We start from the raw sequence: 20,698 nt of genomic DNA on the forward strand, positions 1-20,698 counted from the left end.
CGACCGGCCGACCCGCCCTGTCCCGCCGTCAGTTCGCCCGCGCTCCGCCGCAGTTACCGCCGTTACCGCAGTTGGCCGCCTGAGGAGGCAGAATCCGTGACCGCCCGACCGTCGTCCCGCAAGTCCTCGGGACCGGAAGTCCCGCACCAGCCGACCGAGACGCACAGCGCAGAAACCGACCCCGCCGTGCCGGCCGGGCCGGATCCGGTGCGCGGCACGGGAGCACGCCCCGCCTCCGCCGGGCCGGGCGAGCCCGGCGCCGAACACGACACGCCGACCGGCTCCGCCACCACGGAGGCGGCCGGGTCCGGCACGCGGCGCCGCCGCGCCGGGCGGGCGGGCACCGCCGCGGCCGATGCGGCGGATGCCGCCGACCCGCAGGACGGGGCGGGAGCGGGCCCGGAGCGCCAGGCCGGTGACTCCCTGGCGGCCGGGACCCGCGCACGTGCCGGGACGGTGCCGGACGGCGGCGAGCCGGTGGCCGGTACGGGGCGGGCCCGGGGGTCCGGCCGTACAAAGCGGGCGCGGGCGGACACGGCCGGTTCCGCGGTCGTCACCGCCGAGGCGGTCGCGACCGTGCCGGAGCCGGTCGGGCCCAGCTCGGAGGAGACGGATTCCGCCGACACGGCGCGCGCCGCCCGCTCCGCTTCCGCCGAAGCGGAGCGGGCAGGCCGGGCGGCCACGGGGGCCGGCCGGAAGCCCGCGCGCAAGGGCGCCGCACGGGCGAAGGCCGCACGGGCCGGCTCCGGGAAGACCGGGGCGAGCCGCCCGGCTGCGGCCGGCAAGAACGCACCCACCGGCGCGGGCCGCGCCTCGGCCGGCACGGCGGCCGAGGCCGTAGCCGCCGGCGCGAGCGGGACCGGGGCCGACCGGTCCACGGCCGCCGGCGCCGGAGCGGCGGAAGGTGCCGCGGGTGCAGTCGGCGGCGGAGCGGACCGGGTCGAGGGGACCGCAGCCGCCGCGCCGGCGGGTGCGCCCCGGCCGCGGGACGGGCAGCGCGGGGTCCGTACGGCGCAGCCGCTCGGCGACGAGGACCGGGCCCGGCTGCTGAGCGGCGGCCATCACGACCCGCACGCCCTGCTCGGCGCCCACCCGGTGCGCGGCGGCGTCCAGTTGCGGGTGCTCCGGCCGCACGCGCTGACCGTCACCGTTCTCGCCAAGGGCCTGCGGGCCGAGCTGCACGACGACGGCGACGGCCTCTTCTCCGGTGTCCTCCCGCTGACCTCCACCCCCGAGTACCGCCTTCTCGTCACCTACGAGGGCCACGAGGACGGCTTCGAGGTCGAGGACCCGTACCGCTTCCTGCCCGCGCTCGGCGATCTCGATCTGCATCTGATCGGCGAGGGCCGGCACGAGGAGCTGTGGACGGCGCTCGGCGCCCACCCGATGACCCACCAGAAGGTCACCGGCACGCGGTTCACCGTCTGGGCGCCGAACGCCCGCGGCGTGCGGGTGGTCGGCGACTTCAACTTCTGGAACGGCACCGGCTTCCCGATGCGCTCGCTCGGCGGGACCGGGGTGTGGGAGCTGTTCCTGCCCGGCATCGGCGACGGAGCGCTGTACAAGTTCGAGATCATGCGCCCGGACGGCTCGTACACGCAGCGGGCCGACCCGATGGCCCGGCGTACCGAGGTGCCGCCGGCCAACGCGTCGATCGTGACCGAGTCGCACCACGAGTGGGGCGACCAGGAGTGGATGACGCACCGTGGCGACCGGCCGCTCCACGAGGCTCCGATGTCGGTCTACGAGGTGCATCTCGCGTCCTGGCGGCCGGGGCTGACGTACCGCCAGCTCGCGGTGCAGCTCCCGCAGTACGTGAAGGACCTCGGCTTCACGCATGTGGAGTTCATGCCGGTGGCCGAGCATCCGTTCGGCGGGTCCTGGGGTTACCAGGTGACCGGTTTCTACGCGCCGACGTCCCGGATGGGCACCCCCGACGACTTCCGGCACCTGGTGGACAGTCTGCACCGGGCGGGCATCGGGGTGCTGGTGGACTGGGTGCCGGCGCACTTCCCGCGGGACGACTGGGCGCTGGCGGAGTTCGACGGCCGTCCCCTGTACGAGCACAGCGACCCGGCGCGGGCGGCGCACCCCGACTGGGGCACGCTCGAGTTCGACTACGGGCGCAAGGAGGTCCGCAACTTCCTGGTGGCGAACGCGACGTACTGGTGCGAGGAGTTCCACATCGACGGGCTGCGGGTCGACGCGGTCGCCTCCATGCTCTACCTCGACTACTCCCGCGAGGACGGCCAGTGGTCGCCGAACGAGCACGGCGGCCGGGAGAATCTGGACGCCGTCGCGTTCCTCCAGGAGATGAACGCCACCGTCTACCGGCGCAATCCGGGTGTCGTGACGATCGCCGAGGAGTCCACGGCGTGGAACGGGGTGACCCGGCCGACGGACCACGGCGGGCTCGGCTTCGGCCTGAAGTGGAACATGGGCTGGATGCACGACTCGCTGGTGTACGTCTCCAAGGAGCCGGTGCACCGCAAGTACCACCACAACGAGATGACGTTCTCGATGGTGTACGCCTACAGCGAGAACTACGTGCTGCCGATCTCGCACGACGAGGTGGTGCACGGCAAGCGGGCGCTGGTGAGCAAGATGCCCGGCGACTGGTGGCAGCAGCGGGCCGACCACCGCGCGTACCTGGGCTTCATGTGGTCCCACCCGGGCAAGCAACTCCTCTTCATGGGGCAGGAGTTCGCCCAGGGCGCCGAGTGGTCGGAGGGCCACGGCCCCGACTGGTGGCTGCTCGACCCGTCGTACTCGGCGGAGCCCGACCACCGCGGCGTACGGGACCTGGTGCGCGAGCTGAACGGGGTGTACGGCGCGACTCCCGCGCTGTGGCAGCAGGACACCGTGCCCGAGGGGTTCGCGTGGGTGGACGGCGGGGCCTGGGAGGACAACGTCTTCGCCTTCCTGCGCTTCGACCGGCACGGCGCGCCGCTGCTCGTGGTGAGCAACTTCTCGCCGGTGGTGCGGCACGGCTTCCGCCTCGGCGTCCCCGAGTCGGTCTCCGCCTGGAGCGAGGTCCTCAACACCGACGAGGAGCGCTTCGGCGGCTCCGGCGTGCTCAACCCGGACCCGCTGAAGCCCGAGCAGGTCGAGTCGCACGGCCGCCGTACGTCGATCGCCCCGACGCTGCCGCCGCTGGCGACGGTCTGGTTCCGCCCGGCGTGAGGCGCTCCGGGACGGTCACGGCCCTCGGCCCGTGACCGTCCCCGGCGCCTACCGGGCGGTGCGGACCACTCCCAGGCGCTGAGTGGCCCGGGTGTAGGCCACATACAGGTCGTTCACGCCGTGTACGGAGCCGGAGCGGATCAGCTCCGGCTCCACCACGATCACGGTGTCGAACTCCAGGCCCTTGGCGGCCCTCGCGTCGAGCAGCACGACCGGCTGCGTCAGGTCGGGCTCACCGGTGGCGGTCACGCCCGGGAGGGCGTCGGCGAGGGCGGTGTGCAGCGCGGTCGGGGCGATCACCGCGATCCGGCCCTCGTGGGGCGCGCCGGCGACCCGGGCGGCGACGGTCTCGGCCAGACCCGCCGGCTCCACGGCGACCTGCCACGGATCGACGCCCGTCGACCGCACGGAGCGCGGCGGCCGGAACCCGGGGTCCTCGACGCGCCGCACCTCGGCCGCCAGTTCCATGATCTCGGCGGGCGTGCGGTAGTTGACGCGGAGCGTCGTGTGCTCGAAGCGGTCGCCGACGTACGGCTCGAGGATGTCCTGCCACGAGGCGCAGCCCGCCGCGTCCCCGGTCTGCGCCGGGTCGCCGACCAGCGTCATCGAACGGGTGGGGCAGCGCCGCATCAGCAGCCGCCACGCCATCTGCGACAGCTCCTGCGCCTCGTCGACGATGATGTGCCCGAAGGCCCAGGTCCGGTCGGCGGCGGCGCGTTCCGCGGCGCTGCGGTGGTCGGCCTCCTCCTGCCGCTCCGCCATCCGCTCGGCGTCGATGATGTCGTGCGCGGCCAGGATCTCCGAGTCCTCGTCCTCCTTGTCCTCGAACTCGTACGTCCGCGACGCGTACGAGACGTCGAGGACGCCCTGCGCGTAGGCGATCTGCCGTGCGCGTTCGGCCTCCGCGTGGGCGCGGGCGGCGGAGTCGTCCTCACCGAGGAGTTCCGCGACCTCGTCGAGGAGCGGCACGTCGGCGGGGGTCCACGGGCCCGTCTCGCGCCGCAGCAGCGCGGCCTCCTCCTCGGGCAGATGGACCGGCTCGGCGAGGAAGTCCGCGAGGAACTCCTGCGGGGTGAGCGGCGGCCACAGCGTGGCGATCGCGGCGTGCACGTCGGCGCTGGCGGCGACGGCCTTGCCGAGCTGCGCGATGTCGTCGGGGCCGAGGAAGTTGGGGCCGCCATAGGGGTCGGCGCCGATACGGTCCGCGAGCTGGGCGGTCAGGTCGTCGATGATCCGGAACACGAAATGCGGCCGGGCGAGGTTGTGCGGCAGCCCGGTCTCGCGGGCCTTGTGGCGCGCCTCGACGGCCATGCCCCAGTCGATGACGAGATCGCCGTCGTCGTGCGGGACGACGAGCGGCGCGTCCTTGTCCGGCACCCGCTGCCGGTCCCGTACCGCCTCTGCCAGTACGTCTGCCATGGCGGCGCCGCCCTTGAGGGCAGCGGCGGCGGGGGTGTCGGCGCCGGTGGCGTGCACGCCGGGGAAGAGTTCGCCGACCGTCGACAGCAGCACGCCGGTCTCGCCGAGCGAGGGCAGCACCTCCCCGATGTAGCCGAGGAAGGCCGGGTTGGGCCCGACGATCAGCACCGCGCGCCTGGCGAGCTGCTCCCGGTGCGCGTACAGCAGATACGCGGCCCGGTGGAGCGCCACGGCGGTCTTCCCCGTCCCCGGCCCGCCCTCCACGACGAGCACGCCGCTCTGCGGGGCGCGGATGATCCGGTCCTGCTCGGCCTGGATGGTCGACACGATGTCGCCCATCCGCCCGGTTCGGGCGCTGTTCAGCGCGGCGAGCAGCACCTCGTCCGCGTCGTGGGACTCGTGTCCGGTGCGGGTGGTGTCGGCGAGATCCATGATCTCGTCGTGCAGCGCGGTGACCGTCCGCCCCTGCGTGGTGATGTGCCGGCGGCGGCGCAGCCCCATCGGCTCGTAACCGGTGGCGAGATAGAACGGTCGCGCGACCGGAGCCCGCCAGTCGATCAGCAGCGGCGTCCTTTCCGCGTCGTCACGGCGGATTCCGGTACGTCCGATGTGATGCGTCACCCCGTCCCGCCGGTCGATGCGCCCGAAACAGAGCCCGGTGTCGGCGGCATTCAGCGCGGCGAGTGTCGCGGAGTGCTCCACGACCCCGATGTCCCGCTCCACCCGCGCCTGCCGACCGGTCCCGCCCTGCGCGATCGTGCTGCTCAGAGCGGCCTCGGCCTCGCCACGGAGCTGATCGAGCCGCTCGTGCACGAGGGAGACGAATTGCTGTTCCCGTCGCAATTCCTCGGTTGACAATTCAGCTCCTGACGCGGTAAGGTACGTTTATTGAACTTCTCCGTGACGTTATGCATTCACGAACACGGAAACCCCAAATATACGCAGCGAAATACCCCGGCCGTCAATTCGGACCGGGGTTTCTTGTGTCCACTGACCACGGGGGCATCAATGGGGACGGACGAGGCCCGCGCGCTTCTGCGCGCGTGCGGCGCGCAGGACCTGCAGCATCCGGGCGGGACGCTGCTCTCCCATCTGGAGCGGGTACGGGCACGACTGGACGGCTGGAGCGCACGCCCCGCGCTGCGACTCGCCGGCCTGTGCCACGCGTTCTACGGGACGGACGGTTTCCCGCAGTCGCTGCTGCCGCTCGGGCGGCGCGGCGAGCTGTCGGCGGTGATCGGCGCGGAGGCGGAGGAGCTGGTCCACTTCTACGCCGGCTGCGACCGGAAGGTCTCGTACCGGGCGCTGCCCCAGGCGGACGGCCCGTTCCGGAACCGCTTCACCGGCTCCACCTTCGCGCCGACGCTCCAGCAGCGGAAGGACCTCGCCGAACTCACGGCCGCCAACGAACTCGACCTGGCCGAGGTCAGCGCCGCCGGCCGGGCCGAGCACGGCGGGGCGCTGCTGCGGCTGTTCACGGCATGGCGCCCCCTGCTGAGCGAGCCCGCCCAGGCGGACGCCCGCGACGTGCTCACCCTGCGCGGCGAGGAACGCCGGGCGTTTCTGCGCGGGCTCCGACAGGGCGACGTGGTCACCGGAGTGGTGTCCGTCATCGCCGGCTTCGGCGTCACCTTCGTGGAACTGGGCGGCGTGGTGGCCGTGCTGAACATCCCCGAGGTGTCCTGGGGCCATGTGGACTCCCCGGCCGATGTCATCAGTGAGGGCCAGGAGTTGGCCTTCACCGTCCTGAGCGTCGAGACGGAGGACGGCGACGGCCGCGAGCGCGTGTCGCTGTCCCTCAAGAGGACCTCCTCCCGGCCCCGGTGAGCGACCTGGCACGCACCCGGCTCGACGGGGCCTCCAGGGCCCGCGGGACGGGGGCCCTACGGCAGACGCGCCCAGGGGCACCCGATCCGGCGACGGACGACACCGCCCCGTGCACACCCAAGCGATGTGCACGGGCATCGGACCGTCCAGGCCGACCCGGGCACCCTCGGGCGTGAGGGACCCCGCCCCCGCATCCCCGGACCACGCACACGATGCGTGCCACCGGACGCGGCGCGAAAGCGGGGAACCAGGCCACCCAACACCGTTCGGGGTGCCCGCAGCGACCAGGAATGGGTCCAAGACCCACTCCTGCCCACTGACTAGGAACGGTCAGACCTTCACGGGCTCGCGCTCGTCGTCCCGCGGCGCGGGAACCTCGGCCGCGTCGTCGCCGCCGTGCGCGGCGTGGTCGTCGACCAGGGTCTTCTCGTCGAAGGGGACCTTGCCCGCGAGCACCTGGGCGGCCCGGTCCTTGTCGATCTCCTTCGTCCAGGTGCCGACCAGGACGGTGGCCACGGCGTTGCCCGCGAAGTTCGTCAGGGCGCGCGCCTCGCTCATGAAGCGGTCGATGCCGACGATCAGGCCCACGCCGTCGACCAGGTCCGGCCGGTGCGACTGCAGACCGCCGGCCAGCGTCGCGAGGCCCGCTCCGGTGACGCCCGCCGCGCCCTTCGAGGCGATGATCATGAAGACGAGCAGCGAGATCTGCTCGGAGGCGCTGAGCGGCGCACCCGTCGCGTTGGCGATGAACAGCGAGGCCATCGTCAGATAGATCGCGGTGCCGTCGAGGTTGAAGGAGTAGCCGGTCGGGACCGTGATGCCGACCACCGGCTTGCTCACGCCCATGTGCTCCATCTTCGCGATCAGCCGGGGCAGCGCGGACTCCGAGGAGGAGGTGGACAGGATCAGCAGGAACTCACGGCCCAGGTACTTCAGCAGCGTGAAGATGTTCATCCCGGCGATGAGGCGCAGCAGCAGGCCCAGCACCACGAAGACGAACAGGGCGCAGGTGACGTAGAAGCCGATCATGATGACGGCCAGCGACTTCAGCGCGTCGAGACCGGTCTCGCCGACCACGGCGGCGATGGCGCCGAACGCTCCGACCGGCGCGACCCACATGATCATGGCCAGGATGCGGAACACCAGGCGCTGGATGTGTCCGATGCCGCGCAGCACCGGCTCGCCGGCCGACCCCATGGCCTGGAGCGCGAAGCCGGCCAGCAGCGCGACGAGCAGCGTCTGCAGCACCTCGCCCTCGGTGAAGGCGGAGACCAGCGTCGTCGGGATGATGCCCAGCAGGAAGTCCGCGGTGCTCTCCCCGCCGCCGGCCGCCTGCTCGGCGCCCGCCTCGCGTGCCGCGTCGGTCAGGTGGAGACCGGAGCCCGGCTCCAGCACGTTGCCGACGACCAGGCCGATGGCGAGGGCCACGGTCGACATGACGAGGAAGTAGCCGAGGGCCAGTCCGCCGACCGCGCCGACCTTGGCCGCCTTCCGCACCGAGCCGATGCCGAGCACGATGGTGCAGAAGATGACCGGCGAGATCATCATCTTGATGAGATTCACGAAGCCCTTGCCGATGGGCTTCAGCTCGACGGCCACCCCGGGGGCGGCGAACCCGACGATGATGCCGAGCACCACCGCGGCGATGACTGCCAGATACAGATAATGGGTACGGTCTCGCCGGCCTGCGGCTGTAGTCGCCACGGGGTGCCTCCTCGTTGGATTGTGCGTCCACGTCCCGGTGGATCTCAGCGACTATCCATCGGGGCGTGACGCCGGTCACCCTTGCGTTCCTTTCGTTCACACAAATCCGGCCAGGCAGACTGAACCCATGCGCATACCCCGTCCTCGCAGCCTCGCGGCCCAGCTCTTCGCGATGCAGGCCGTGCTCGTCGCGGCGATCGTGGCGGGCTTCGCGCTCTTCGCGTATCTGACCGACCGGTCGCAGGCCGAGGAGAGCGCCCGCCTGCAGTCGCGGGCCACCGCGGCGGCCGCCGCCCGCTCGCCGTCGGTCGCCGCCGCCGTGCGCTCCCCCGACCCGTCGGCGGCGCTCCAGCCGTACGCGGAGGGTCTGCGCGAGGACGCCGACATGGACTTCGTCGTGATCATGGACCCGGCGGGACGGCGCTGGACGCACCCCGTGCCCGAGCGGATCGGACGCACCTACCTCGGTCATATCGAGCCCGCGCTGGCCGGCCGGGTCTACAGCGAGCAGTACGTGGGGACGCTCGGCCTGTCCGTACGCACGGTGGCCCCGGTGTACGACGGCGGGAAGGTCGTCGCGCTCGTCAGCGCCGGCATCACCGTCGAGGAGATCACCGAGCAGGTACGCGACCAGGTCACGGCGCTGCTCGCCATGGCCGGGGCGGCGCTCGCGCTCGGCGGGCTCGGCACGTACGTCATCAACGCGCGGCTGCGCCGCCACACCCACGGCATGAACGCGACCGAGCTCGGCCGTGTCCACGACTACCACCAGGCCGCCCTGCACGCCGTACGGGAAGGACTCGTCATGCTCGACGGCAGCCGCCGGATCGCGCTCGCCAACGACGGCGCGCGGGAGCTGCTCGGGCTGGGCGAGGACCCGGTGGGGCGCCCGGTCGCCGACCTCGGGCTGCCGCCGCCGCTGACCGGTGCGCTGCTGGCCTCCGAGCCGCGGGTCGACGAGGTCCATCTCTCCGCGGACCGGGTCGTCGTCGTCAACACCCGGCCGGTGGTGGGCGGCGAACGGCGCGGCACGGTGGTCACCCTGCGGGACCACACGGAGCTCCAGGCGCTCTCCGGCGAGCTCGACTCCGAGCGGGGCTTCACCCAGGCCCTGCGCTCCCAGGCCCACGAGGCCGCCAACCGGCTGCACACCGTCGTCTCCCTGATCGAGCTGGGCCGGGCCGACGAGGCGGTCGACTTCGCCACCGCGGAGCTGGAGCTCGCCCAGGCCCTGACCGACCGCGTCGTCGACGCCGTCGGCGAACCGGTGCTGGCGGCGCTGCTGCTCGGCAAGGCGGCGCAGGCGAACGAGCGCGGTGTGGAGCTGGTCCTCACCGAGGACAGCCGCATCGACGACGGCGTCCTCCCCCGCACCCTCCCGTCCCGCGACCTGGTGACCATCCTGGGCAACCTGATCGACAACGCGGTCGACGCGGCCTCCGAGCCGCCGGCCGGCGCCGAGGACGTGCCGCCGCCCCGCGGCGAGCGCCCGCGGGTGACCGTCACCGCCCGGGTCGACGGTGGTGAGGTGCTGCTGCGGGTCGGCGACACCGGCGCCGGCGTCGACCCCCAGGACGCCTCGGAGGTGTTCCGGCGCGGCTGGTCCACGCACGGCGCGGGCCGCGGGCTCGGGCTCGCGCTGGTGCGGCAGGCGGTGCACCGCGGCCGTGGCACCGTCGAGCTGGCCCAGGGCCCGGACGGCGGCGCCCAGTTCACCGTCCGTCTGCCGCTGAGACCCGTGGAGGTGACCGCGTGACGATCAAGGTGCTGGTCGTCGAGGACGACCCGGTCGCCGCCGACGCGCACGCCCTGTACGTGGGCCGGGTCACCGGCTTCGAGGTCGCCGGGATCGCCCACTCGCGCGCCGAGGCCGTACGGGTCCTGGAGCGCAAGGAGGTGGATCTGCTGCTGCTCGACCTCTACCTCCCGGACGGCCACGGCCTGGCGCTCGTACGGTCCTTGCGCGCGGCCGGCCATCTGGCGGACGTCATCGCCGTCACCTCCGCCCGCGACCTGGCCATCGTCCGGGAGGGCGTGTCCCTCGGCGTCGTGCAGTACGTCCTCAAGCCGTTCACCTTCGCCACCCTGCGCGACCGGCTCGCGCGGTACGCCGAGTTCCGCTCCTCCGCCGGCGAGGCCAGCGGGCAGGACGAGGTCGACCGCACGCTCGCCACCCTGCGCACCCCCCGCAGCGGCGCGACGCTCCCCAAGGGCCTCAGCGGCCCGACGCTGGAAGCGGTCACGCGGACGCTGCGCGAGTCGCCGCAGGGGCTCACCGCCACGGAGGCCGCCGCCGCCGTCGGCGTCGCGCGCATCACGGCCCGCCGCTATCTGGAACACCTGGTCACCGCCGGGCGGGCGGTCCGCGCGCCCCAGTACGGCCAGATCGGCCGCCCGGAGCTCCAGTACCGCTGGATCAGCACGGTCCGCTGAACCCGGGCGGGCCGTTCCGGGGATCGCCGCCGCCGACCGGCCGGTAACCACCGTCGACATATTCCCGGCGTGCCCGAGTCGGATGTTTCCACGAATCGTGGCTTTATGCGTACGCACCGTAGTCACGGACGGTCCGCCGCCTCTAGGTTGTGCGCGTGCAGCACACCCCTTCCCCGCCCTTCAACGCCCCCGCCGCGCGCCGTCTGCGCGAGGCCCTGGGGATGGCGCCCGGTCATGTGGCGTACGGGCTGCGCGCCCAGTACGGCATGCAGGTGACCCCCGACACGGTCGCGGCCTGGGAGCGGGGGCACGCCGCGCCGGACGCCCGGGAGCTGACCGCGCTCGCCGGGGTCCTGTGGTGCTCGCCCGGTGAGCTGCTGGCCGCCGCGACGACCCTGCGCGAACACCGGATCGCCCGCGGCCTCGCGCCGGACGAGCTGGCCCGGCGGGTGGGCATGGACGCCTCCGCGTATCTGCAGATGGAGGAGTCGGGCCGGTGGCGGGGGAACGAGCGGCAGACCGCCGCCCTCGCCGGCGCGCTCGGCCTGGCCCCCCGCGAACTACTCGCCGCCACCGGCCTCGACCGGCAGCTGGCCGAGCTGCTGCAGAGCGCGGTGACCTCGCGCTGGCAGGCGTACGTACGGCCGGTCGGCAAGATGCTTCCACTGGAGCGCGACCACATCGAGGACGTGCTCCAGCAACTCCACACCGACTACCAGGCCCGGATGGTCGCCACGCTCAGCTGGGGCGACGCGGCCCAGGACACGGGCGAGCCGGGGCGGGAGTTCCTGGCCCGGATCGTCGACCACTTCTGGGAACTGGCACGCGGCCGGGGGGCCGCGACGGGCCGTCAGGTCTGACGCGGCGGCCTCCCGCTTCCGCCCGAGACCGCCCGCGCGCCCGTGCGGAGCCGCGGAACACTGTCAGAACACGGACTCCGCCTCGACCATCCGGCTCGCCGGGACGGTCTTGAGCCGCGTGACCGCCTCCGCCAGCGGCACCGTCACCACGTCCGTACCGCGCAGGGCGGTCATCCTGCCGAACTCCCCCCGGTGCGCGGCCTCCACCGCGTGCCAGCCGAAGCGCGTGGCGAGCACCCTGTCGTACGCCGTCGGCGTGCCGCCGCGCTGCACATGGCCGAGGATGACCGGCTTGGCCTCCTTGCCGAGCCGGCGCTCCAGTTCGGTGGCGAGCCGGTTGCCGATGCCCTGGAACCGCTCGTGGCCGAACTGGTCGATCTCGCCCTTGGCGTACTCCATCGAGCCCTCGGCCGGGTGCGCGCCCTCGGCGACGCAGATGACGGCGAACTTCTTGCCGCGGGCGAACCGCTCCTCGACCATCTTGATCACGTCGCTCACGTCGAAGGGCCGCTCGGGCAGGCAGATGCCGTGCGCGCCGCCCGCCATGCCGGACTCCAGCGCGATCCAGCCGGCGTGCCGGCCCATGACCTCGACGACCATGACCCGCTGATGCGACTCGGCGGTGGTCTTGAGCCGGTCGATGGCCTCGGTGGCGACCATGACCGCGGTGTCGAAACCGAAGGTGCGGTCGGTGGAGGAGATGTCGTTGTCGATCGTCTTGGGGACGCCGACGACCGGCATCCCGGCGTCGGCCAGCATCCGGGACGCCGTGAGCGTGCCCTCGCCGCCGATCGGGATGAGCGCGTCCAGGCCGTGCTGCTTCGCCAACTCGGCCGCGTTCTCCGCCGCTTCGCGCAGCCGGCCGCGCTCCAGGCGTGCCGAGCCGAGGATGGTGCCGCCGCGGGCGAGGATGCCGCTGACGGCGTTGAGGTCGAGCGGACGGTAGTGGCCGTCGAGGAGGCCCTTGAAGCCGTCCTCGAAACCGATGACTTCGTCGCCGTGACCCGTCATGGCGCGGTGCACGACCGACCGGATCACAGCGTTCAGACCTGGGCAGTCGCCGCCTGCGGTGAGAACTCCGATGCGCATCGTGCCGTCTCTCCTGCTCGTCGGTCCTCCGGGTGAGCCACGTCCGATTGTCCCACGCACCCGGGAGCGGCCGCGCTCCCGGCTACTCCGCGCCCGCCGCCGTGCCCCGCTCGCCCGGCGGGCGTCCTAGCCACCCTCGGAGGTATTGTCAAGAGGCATTGCCGCCCCGAGCGGCTCTCCGGCGCGCCCGTCCCGCCGACCGGCCCCACGGCCCGGGGAGCGCCGCGGGCGGGCCGCGTCGGAGCGCTCGGGGCGGTGGCACGCCCGGGCTCCGGACGTCGGGGCATCGGGGACGTCGGCAACGTCATGAGCACGGACGGGAGAGCACGCGTGACACGGAGCGTGTACGTGACCGGGATCGACCGCGGCGACGGACGGCAGGTGGTCGAGCTGGGGGTCATGGAGCTCCTGACCCGCCAGGTGGACCGGGTCGGCGTCTTCCGCCCCCTCGTCCACGACGGCCCCGACCGCCTCTTCGAACTGCTGCGGGCGCGCTACCGGCTCTCCCAGGACCCCGCCTCGGTCTACGGCATGGACTACCACGAGGCGGCCGCGCTCCAGGCGGAGAAGGGCGCGGACGAACTGGTCGCGCGCCTGGTGGAACGCTTCCTGGCGGTGGGCAGGCAGTACGAGGTCGTCCTCGTCCTGGGCACCGACTACGCGGGCACCCAGCTTCCGGACGAGCTGGCGTTCAACGCCAGGCTCGCCAACGAGTTCGGCGCCAGTGTGATCGCGGTGGTGGGCGGGAAGGACCAGCCGCCCCTGTCCGTACGGGCGGAGACGCACAACGCCTTCCGCGCCTTCGACGGCCTGGGCTGCAACGTCCTCGCGATGGTCGCCAACCGGGTCGCCCCCGACGAGCGCGCGGGCATAGCCGAGCGGCTCTCGGCCCGCCTCCCGGTGCCCTGCTACGTGATCCCCGACGACCCCGCGCTCTCCGCGCCCACGGTCGCCCAGATCACCCACGCCCTCGGCGGCACGGTCCTGCTCGGCGACGACTCCGGCCTGGCGCGTGACGCCCTCGACTTCGTCATCGGCGCGGCGATGCTGCCGAGCTTCCTGCCGGCGCTGACCCCCGGCTGCCTGGTCGTGACGCCGGGCGACCGCGCAGACCTGGTGGTGGGCGCGCTGGCCGCGCACTCGGCGGGGACTCCGCCCATCGCGGGCGTCCTGCTGACGCTGAACGAGCGGCCCAGCGAGGAGATCCTCACGCTCGCGGCGCGTCTCGCCCCCGGCACCCCGGTCGTCTCCGTGGCGGGCAACAGTTTTCCCACCGCGGGCGAACTGTTCGCCATGGAGGGCAAGTTGAACGCCTCCACACCACGCAAGGCGGAGACCGCGCTCGGTGTCTTCGAGCGCCATGTGGACACCGCCGACCTGCTGGCGCGGCTCGCCGTGGCCCGCAGCAGCCGGGTCACACCGATGATGTTCGAGCACGAGCTGCTGGAGCAGGCGCGCGCCGAGCGCCGCCGGGTGGTGCTGCCCGAGGGGACCGAGGAGCGCGTGCTGCGCGCGGCCGACGTGCTGATCCGCCGGGACGTGTGCGACCTGACCCTGCTCGGCGACACGGAGACCATCCGCAAGAAGGCCGCCGACCTCGGCATCGACCTGTCGGCCGCCCAGCTGATCGACCCCGCGACCTCCGAGCTGCGCCAGTCCCTCGCCGAGCGGTACGCCGGGCTGCGGGCCCACCGGGGCGTGACCGTCGAGCTGGCGTACGACGTGGTGGCGGACGTGAACTACTTCGGCACCCTGATGGTGCAGGAGGGCCTGGCCGACGGCATGGTGTCGGGCTCGGTCCACTCGACGGCCGCCACGATCCGCCCCGCGTTCGAGATCATCAAGACCAAGCCCGAGGCGTCGATCGTCTCGTCCGTGTTCTTCATGTGCCTGGCCGACAAGGTCCTCGTGTACGGCGACTGCGCGGTCAACCCGGACCCGGACGCCGAGCAGCTCGCCGACATCGCCGTCCAGTCGGCCGCGACGGCGGCCCGGTTCGGGGTGGAGCCGCGGATCGCGATGCTGTCGTACTCGACGGGCACCTCGGGGTCGGGCGCCGACGTGGACAAGGTGCGGGAGGCGACCAAGCTGGTGCGCGCGGCCCGTCCGGATCTGAGGATCGAGGGCCCGATCCAGTACGACGCGGCCGTCGAGCCGTCCGTCGCGGCGACCAAGCTGCCGGACTCGGAGGTCGCCGGCCGGGCGACGGTCCTGATCTTCCCGGACCTGAACACCGGCAACAACACGTACAAGGCCGTGCAGCGCTCGGCGGGCGCCGTCGCGGTCGGGCCGGTCCTCCAGGGCCTGCGCAAGCCGGTCAACGACCTGTCGCGCGGCGCGCTGGTCAGCGACATCGTCAACACGGTCGCGATCACCGCGATCCAGTCCCAGGACCCGTCGAAGGCCCAGGAGCCCTCCGTATGACCGCCACCCGCGTCCTCGTCCTCAACTCCGGCTCGTCGTCGGTGAAGTACCAGCTGCTCGACATGCGGGACTCGTCCCGGCTGGCGGTCGGGCTGGTCGAGCGGATCGGCGAGGCGACGTCCCGCCTGGTGCACACGCCGCCGGAGGGCAAGGGCTCCGGACGCCGCGAGCGCTCCGGTCCGGTCGCCGACCACGAGGCGGCGCTCAAGGCGGTCGCCGACGAGCTGGCGCTCGACGGCCTCGGCCTGGACTCCCCCGAGCTGGCCGCGATCGGCCACCGCGTCGTCCACGGCGGGCTGCGGTTCAGCGCCCCGACCGTCGTCACGGACGAAGTGCTCGCGGAGATCGAGCGGCTCATTCCGGTCGCGCCGCTGCACAACCCCGCGAACGTCACCGGCATCCGTACGGCGCGGGCGCTGCGCCCGGACCTGCCGCAGGTCGCGGTCTTCGACACGGCCTTCCACACGACGATGCCGGAGGCGGCGGCCCGGTACGCGATCGACGTCGAGACCGCGGACGCGCACCGGATCCGCCGCTACGGCTTCCACGGCACCTCGCACGCGTACGTCTCCCGGGCCACGGCCGCGCTGCTCGGCAAGGACCCGTCGGAGGTGAACGTCATCGTGCTGCACCTCGGCAACGGCGCGTCCGCCTCCGCCGTGGCCGGCGGCCGGTGCGTGGACACCTCGATGGGGCTGACGCCCTTGGAGGGCCTCGTGATGGGTACGCGCTCCGGGGACATCGACCCGGCGGTGACGTTCCACCTCGAGCGGGTCGCCGGGATGAGCACGGACCAGATCGACGTGCTGCTCAACAAGAAGAGCGGTCTGGTGGGTCTGTGCGGGGACAACGACATGAGGGAGATCCACCGCCGTATGGAGCAGGGCGACGAGCGCGCACAACTGGCGTTCGACATTTACGTCCACCGGCTGAAGAAGTACATCGGCGCATATTTCGCGGTGCTCGGGCGGGTGGACGCGGTGGCGTTCACGGCCGGCGTCGGGGAGAACGCGGCGCCCGTGCGGGAGGCCGCGATCACCGGCCTTCAGAGCCTCGGCCTGGCGCTGGACGCCGCGCTGAACGCCGTGGCACCGGGCCAGGCACGGCTGATCTCGCCCGTGGGCGCGCGGGTGGCGGTGGCCGTGGTCCCGACGGACGAGGAGCTCGAGATCGCGCGTCAGACCTTCGAGCTGGTGAAGTGAATTGATGAACGCCTGAGCGGGCTGGCGCCCATTTGTACATTCCACCAGACGGAATATTCCGCAGGGAAACAAACCGATAGGATCCGCCTTATGCGCCGTTCCAAAATCGTCTGCACACTGGGCCCCGCCGTCGACTCATACGAGCAGCTGAAAGCGCTCATCGAGGCCGGTATGAACGTGGCCCGCTTCAACTTCAGCCACGGGACCCATGCCGACCACGAGGAGCGGTACCACCGCGTCCGCCGTGCGTCGGAGGACACCGGCCGCGCCGTGGGCGTGCTCGCCGACCTACAGGGCCCCAAGATCCGCCTGGAGACCTTCGCCGAGGGACCGGTCGAACTGGTCCGCGGCGACGAGTTCACCATCACCACGGAGGACGTCGCCGGCGACAAGTCCATCTGCGGCACCACCTACAAGGGCCTGCCGCAGGACGTCTCCAAGGGCGACCAGATCCTGATCAACGACGGCAACGTCGAACTGCGCGTCGTCGAGGTCGACGGCTCCCACGTCAAGACGATCGTCGTCGAGGGCGGCGTCATCTCCGACCACAAGGGCATCAACCTGCCGGGCGCGGCGGTCAACGTCCCCGCCCTGTCGGAGAAGGACGTCGAGGACCTCCGCTTCGCGCTCCGCATGGGCTGCGACATGGTCGCCCTCTCCTTCGTCCGCGACGCGGCCGACGTCAAGGACGTCCACAAGGTGATGGACGAGGAGGGCCGCCGGGTCCCCGTCATCGCCAAGGTGGAGAAGCCGCAGGCGGTCGACAACATGCAGGACGTCGTCGCGGCCTTCGACGCGGTGATGGTGGCGCGCGGCGACCTCGCCGTCGAGTACCCGCTCGAGCGCGTCCCGATGGTGCAGAAGCGCCTCATCGAGCTGTGCCGCCGCAACGCCAAGCCGGTGATCGTGGCGACCCAGATGATGGAGTCGATGATCACCAACTCCCGCCCGACCCGCGCGGAGGCGTCCGACGTCGCCAACGCGATCCTGGACGGCGCGGACGCGGTCATGCTCTCCGCGGAGTCGTCGGTCGGCGCGTACCCGATCGAGACCGTCAAGACGATGTCGAAGATCGTCACCGCGGCGGAGGAGGAGCTCCTCTCCAAGGGCCTCCAGCCGCTGGTCCCCGGCAAGAAGCCCCGCACGCAGGGCGGTTCGGTCGCCCGCGCGGCCGCCGAGATCGCGGACTTCCTGGGCGGCAAGGCCCTGATCGCCTTCACCCAGTCCGGCGACACGGCCCGCCGCCTCTCCCGCTACCGCGCCGAGCAGCAGATCCTGGCCTTCACCACCGACGAGTCCACCCGCAACCAGCTGACCCTGAGCTGGGGCGTGGAGTCCTTCCTGGTGCCGTTCGTCGAGACGACGGACGCGATGGTCGACCTGGTGGACGCGGAGCTGCTGAAGCTCCAGCGCTACAACGCGGGCGACACCATGATCATCACGGCCGGTTCGCCCCCCGGCGTCCCCGGCACGACGAACATGGTCCGCGTCCACCACCTGGGCGGCCAGGCCAACGACTGACGACACCCTCCGTCGCCTCACGGGCGGCCTCCGGACCCTGCGGGGTAGGGAGGCCGCCCTTCTTTCGTCTCTCTCGTCGCGACTGTGTCACCCCCCTGACACACATGCGGACGATGGGCAACTGCCTCAGGAGGTTGATACACCTGCTTGATGAGGAATGGCCGCCGGTCGCCCCCGGTGGGGTCGCGGGTGACATCGACCACGATGCCGGGACGGTGACCGTTTCGGCACGTGGCACCGGGTTCGCCCGCGCCTGGGACACGGACGGGGTCGAGGTCACGACCTGAGTCCGGCTTCCCCGTACGCGACGGCCGGGCCCGGCGACGACTGTGGGCCGCACCCCCCTGAACGGGTGCGACCCACAGCCTTTTCGCGGCTCCCGGTGGTCCTGGGTTCAGGCGTTGCCGCCGGTGAAGTAGTTGTGCAGGCCGGGAACCGTCAGCGTCCCGCCGAACTGGCCGGCCTGGGTGACCTTCACGTTGGTGAACATCGCGAAGGGGACGTTCACCGGCGGCGGGGTCTCGGGGCTGAAGGTGATCGGGATGATGCCGAAGAGGTTGCCCTTCAGCTCCTCCGTGTACATGGTCACCGTGCCGTCGCGGATGGTCGAGGTCGAGCCCTTGCGCGCCTCGACATGCCCGGTCGTGCCGGCCGGGCCGACCGTGAGCTGGTGCAGGTCCTTGATGTCCACGCCCGTCGCGGTGAACTTCAGGACCTTCTTGATCTTGCCGCTGCCGGTCTTCACCTCGACGATGCCGTGGTAGTCCAGGCCCGTCAGGGTGAGCATCGAGCTCTCGAGAATCCACGGCTCGTCCGGGAGCAGCGGCAGGCCCGGTTCGACCTCGGCGGCCGCCAGGGCGTCCGGGTCCGGGGTCGGGCACGGGAAGCGGGGCTTGGCGCCGTCGGGGATGGCCTCGTCCTTGACGGGGTCGAGTCCCTTGACGTCCTCGTCCAGCTCTTCGACCTCGGCGCCGGCCTTCTCGGCGGCGTCCTTGATCGCTTCCTTGGTCTTGTCGACGGTGCCGTCCACCGCGTCGGTGGCCTTCTCCACCGGCGTGTCCGCCGGCTCGTCGGCGGGCGCCGCGGCCGCGGGCTTCTCCGCCGGCTCCTCGGCCGGCTTCGTCGCGGTCTCGCTCGGGGACGGCGTCTGCGCCGGCTCCGTCTCGCCCCGCAGCGTGTCGCCGACGCCGTCGAAGAAGTCCTTGACCTTGTCGCCCACGCCCAGCGGGTCCAGCGGGTTCCTGGTCTCGCTCGCGGACGGCTCGGGCGCGAGCACCTCCGGCTCCGTGCCGGCCGCGGAGGCGGACGGGCTCTCTGCGGGCTTCGGCTCCTCGGCCTGACCGTCCGGTCCGGACGAGGACGTGGCGCTCGGAGTGGGCTCCGGTGCGGCTGTGTCCGTCGGTGACGGCGACGCGGACGGCTTCGCCGACGACGAGGCGGACGGCGAGGCGGACTCCGACGGCTCGTCCGAGCGGGTCACACACGGGCCGGGCGCGAAGGGGATCTCCTTGTCGTCGGCCAGGGCGAGCTTGGGCGTGAGTCCCATGCCGACGAAGACGGCGGTGGGCATCGCGGCCAGGGCTATCGCCCTGCTCGCGGGCAACTGGAGCTTGGTGAGCAGCGACTTCCTGGGGGCGGCGTGCCGCGGCCCTTTTCTCTCCCGCGAGCCGTCGCCGCCCGCGGTCGCGGTCAGCGGTGGTGTCACGTCACCCGGCACTGTTCCTCCCGCCGTTGCCTTCGATGAATGTCTCGTGCGTGTCCGTGCCGTGGCCGTCCCACTGCTCGGGTACGGCCGGGGTGTCGGCGTCGTCGCCCGAGACCGGTTCCTCGGCCTCGGCAGCGGACCGCGGGGTCTTGTCCGGCACCCACGACAGCGAGAGGGCGCCGCCGGTGAGCGAGAGGGCGAAGCCGACGAAGAAGCCGCCGAAGTTGGCGATCGGCAGGGAGACCAGCGCCAGGAGAATCGTGGCGACGCCCGCGAACACCCGTACGATGTGCTGGAACCACATCGTCAGACCCAGCGTGACCAGCAGCACGCCGATGATCAGCGAGCCGGCCCCCGCCGTCGTCTGCATCGCGAGGTTCATGTGGCCGATTTTGAAGGTCGCGTACGGGATGTAGGCGATGGGGATCCCACCGAGCAGGGTCAGCAGACCCGCCCAGAACGGCCGCTGTCCCCGCCAGATACGGAAGTTCCGCCGAAGGACGCGGATGTAGTGCTCGTCCTGGCCCTGTGCCACTGCAGTCTCGGCGCTCATGGAAAACAGCTCCCTGGTACTGGCGTTGCTGTGTGAAGAGAGTGGCGGGCGGGCGAAGCTGCCAGAGTTTCACCCGCCCGCCCGGACGGGGCTACCGTCAGTAGCACTCGACCTTTGGACCGTCGCCCTGGTGCAGGCGCATGCTCAGACCGCTGAGCTCGAAGGTGCCGGCGGTCGTCGCCCACGCCTTCTGCTTGACGCCGGTCAGGGTCGCCCGGTCGGCCTGCTGGGCGAACCCGTTGGGCAGGACCGAGGCGTCCTTGACCGCCGGGCCCTTGCCCGCGGGGCCGGGGCCGCCTGCCGGGTTGTCCGTGTCCTTGGTCGCGACGCCGATGTCGATGTTCTCGAACTTGGCGTTCGCGTCCAGCTCGGAGATGTCCAGGTAGAGCTTCTCTGCCCGGACGTCGGTGCCCTTGTCGCCGGCGGTCAGCCGCAGCGTGACCTTGCCGACGAACGGGACGTCGGTGACGACCGACTGGCACATCTTGGTGATCGACGCGTTCTTGAAGGTCGAGATCGCAACGGGGTGCGCGACCTTCTCGTCACCCTTGAGGTCCTTGTACCCCATGTCGACGCCGCCGTACTGGGCGAACCCATCACCGACGAGCTTTCCGGCCGTGACCTTGAACTCCTGGCCCGACACCGCGAAGGACGCGGCGAGCGCCCCCTGTGCCAGGCCGACGCCTATCGCGGCCGTCGCGGCCACGCTCGGCACCATGACGAGGGCGAACCGCTTCCATCTGGTTCCACCACGAGCCATAGACTCCATGACTTTCCT

14 protein-coding genes and 1 pseudogene are annotated in these 20,698 nt (G+C 72.1%); 9 read left to right on the forward strand and 6 right to left on the reverse strand.

The genetic code is table 11. The features are described 5' to 3' along the window. The first annotated feature begins 186 nt into the window (after positions 1–186). Positions 187–3,183: a 1,4-alpha-glucan branching enzyme gene (gene glgB, locus ACFYOP_RS11295; protein WP_388451344.1), complete on the forward strand. Its 2,997-nt coding sequence runs from the start codon at positions 187–189 to the stop codon at positions 3,181–3,183. Between the two features lie 48 nt (positions 3,184–3,231). Here glgB and ACFYOP_RS11300 read toward each other — a convergent pair whose 3' ends face one another. After that, the gene (locus ACFYOP_RS11300; RefSeq protein WP_356892730.1) at positions 3,232–5,460 is read right to left on the reverse strand and encodes a UvrD-helicase domain-containing protein; all 2,229 of its coding nucleotides are present in this window, start codon (positions 5,458–5,460) and stop codon (positions 3,232–3,234) included. 150 nt (positions 5,461–5,610) lie between these two features. Between ACFYOP_RS11300 and ACFYOP_RS11305 the strand changes: the two genes are divergently transcribed. After that, positions 5,611–6,429 carry a DUF6817 domain-containing protein gene (locus ACFYOP_RS11305; protein WP_356892728.1) on the forward strand — a complete coding sequence of 273 codons (819 nt, stop codon included), beginning with the start codon at positions 5,611–5,613 and terminating at the stop codon, positions 6,427–6,429. A 60-nt stretch (positions 6,430–6,489) separates the two neighbouring features. Then, positions 6,490–6,753 (forward strand): annotated as a pseudogene (locus ACFYOP_RS11310) (IS200/IS605 family accessory protein TnpB-related protein); the annotation flags it as partial. 6 nt (positions 6,754–6,759) lie between these two features. On the opposite strand, the gene ACFYOP_RS11315 reads toward ACFYOP_RS11310, so the two are convergent. Then, entirely contained in the window at positions 6,760–8,133 is a 1,374-nt protein-coding gene (locus ACFYOP_RS11315) for a cation:dicarboxylate symporter family transporter (RefSeq protein ID WP_356892726.1), read from the reverse strand. Between the two features lie 127 nt (positions 8,134–8,260). Here ACFYOP_RS11315 and ACFYOP_RS11320 point away from each other — a divergent pair, with 127 nt between their 5' ends. The 3 genes from ACFYOP_RS11320 (at position 8,261) to ACFYOP_RS11330 (ending at position 11,426) form a co-directional block, all read left to right on the forward strand. Next, complete coding sequence (locus ACFYOP_RS11320; protein WP_356892724.1) at positions 8,261–9,889, forward strand: ATP-binding protein; 1,629 nt, start codon at positions 8,261–8,263, stop codon at positions 9,887–9,889. Beyond that, entirely contained in the window at positions 9,886–10,566 is a 681-nt protein-coding gene (locus tag ACFYOP_RS11325; protein WP_356892722.1) for a response regulator, read from the forward strand. The genes ACFYOP_RS11320 and ACFYOP_RS11325 overlap by 4 nt, the downstream gene beginning before the upstream one ends. Positions 10,567–10,787: 221 nt before the next feature. Next, positions 10,788–11,426, forward strand: a complete 639-nt coding sequence (locus ACFYOP_RS11330) for a helix-turn-helix domain-containing protein (protein WP_388451346.1) — start codon at positions 10,788–10,790, stop codon at positions 11,424–11,426. 63 nt (positions 11,427–11,489) lie between these two features. Here ACFYOP_RS11330 and ACFYOP_RS11335 read toward each other — a convergent pair whose 3' ends face one another. Next, the gene (locus tag ACFYOP_RS11335; RefSeq protein WP_356892718.1) at positions 11,490–12,515 is read right to left on the reverse strand and encodes an ATP-dependent 6-phosphofructokinase; all 1,026 of its coding nucleotides are present in this window, start codon (positions 12,513–12,515) and stop codon (positions 11,490–11,492) included. A gap of 330 nt (positions 12,516–12,845) precedes the next feature. Between ACFYOP_RS11335 and pta the strand changes: the two genes are divergently transcribed. The 3 genes from pta to pyk all read left to right on the forward strand — a co-directional run bounded on the left by pta (position 12,846) and on the right by pyk (position 17,662). Then, positions 12,846–14,939 carry a phosphate acetyltransferase gene (gene pta / locus ACFYOP_RS11340; protein ID WP_356892716.1) on the forward strand — a complete coding sequence of 698 codons (2,094 nt, stop codon included), beginning with the start codon at positions 12,846–12,848 and terminating at the stop codon, positions 14,937–14,939. Further along, the gene (locus tag ACFYOP_RS11345; RefSeq protein ID WP_356892714.1) at positions 14,936–16,141 is read left to right on the forward strand and encodes an acetate kinase; all 1,206 of its coding nucleotides are present in this window, start codon (positions 14,936–14,938) and stop codon (positions 16,139–16,141) included. The genes pta and ACFYOP_RS11345 overlap by 4 nt, the downstream gene beginning before the upstream one ends. A gap of 90 nt (positions 16,142–16,231) precedes the next feature. Then, positions 16,232–17,662 carry a pyruvate kinase gene (gene pyk, locus ACFYOP_RS11350; RefSeq protein WP_356892712.1) on the forward strand — a complete coding sequence of 477 codons (1,431 nt, stop codon included), beginning with the start codon at positions 16,232–16,234 and terminating at the stop codon, positions 17,660–17,662. Between the two features lie 394 nt (positions 17,663–18,056). Here pyk and ACFYOP_RS11355 read toward each other — a convergent pair whose 3' ends face one another. The 3 genes from ACFYOP_RS11355 to ACFYOP_RS11365 all read right to left on the reverse strand — a co-directional run bounded on the left by ACFYOP_RS11355 (position 18,057) and on the right by ACFYOP_RS11365 (position 20,689). Continuing rightward, positions 18,057–19,367: a hypothetical protein gene (locus ACFYOP_RS11355; RefSeq protein ID WP_356892710.1), complete on the reverse strand. Its 1,311-nt coding sequence runs from the start codon at positions 19,365–19,367 to the stop codon at positions 18,057–18,059. Between the two features lies 1 nt (position 19,368). Further along, entirely contained in the window at positions 19,369–19,920 is a 552-nt protein-coding gene (locus ACFYOP_RS11360; protein ID WP_356892708.1) for a DUF6114 domain-containing protein, read from the reverse strand. A 97-nt stretch (positions 19,921–20,017) separates the two neighbouring features. Then, positions 20,018–20,689 (reverse strand): DUF6230 family protein, encoded by a 672-nt coding sequence (locus ACFYOP_RS11365; RefSeq protein ID WP_356892706.1) that lies wholly within the window; start codon positions 20,687–20,689, stop codon positions 20,018–20,020. Positions 20,690–20,698 lie beyond the last annotated feature (9 nt).

This window comes from Streptomyces sp. NPDC006294 (assembly GCF_042870895.1).
GTDB lineage: Bacteria > Actinomycetota > Actinomycetes > Streptomycetales > Streptomycetaceae > Streptomyces.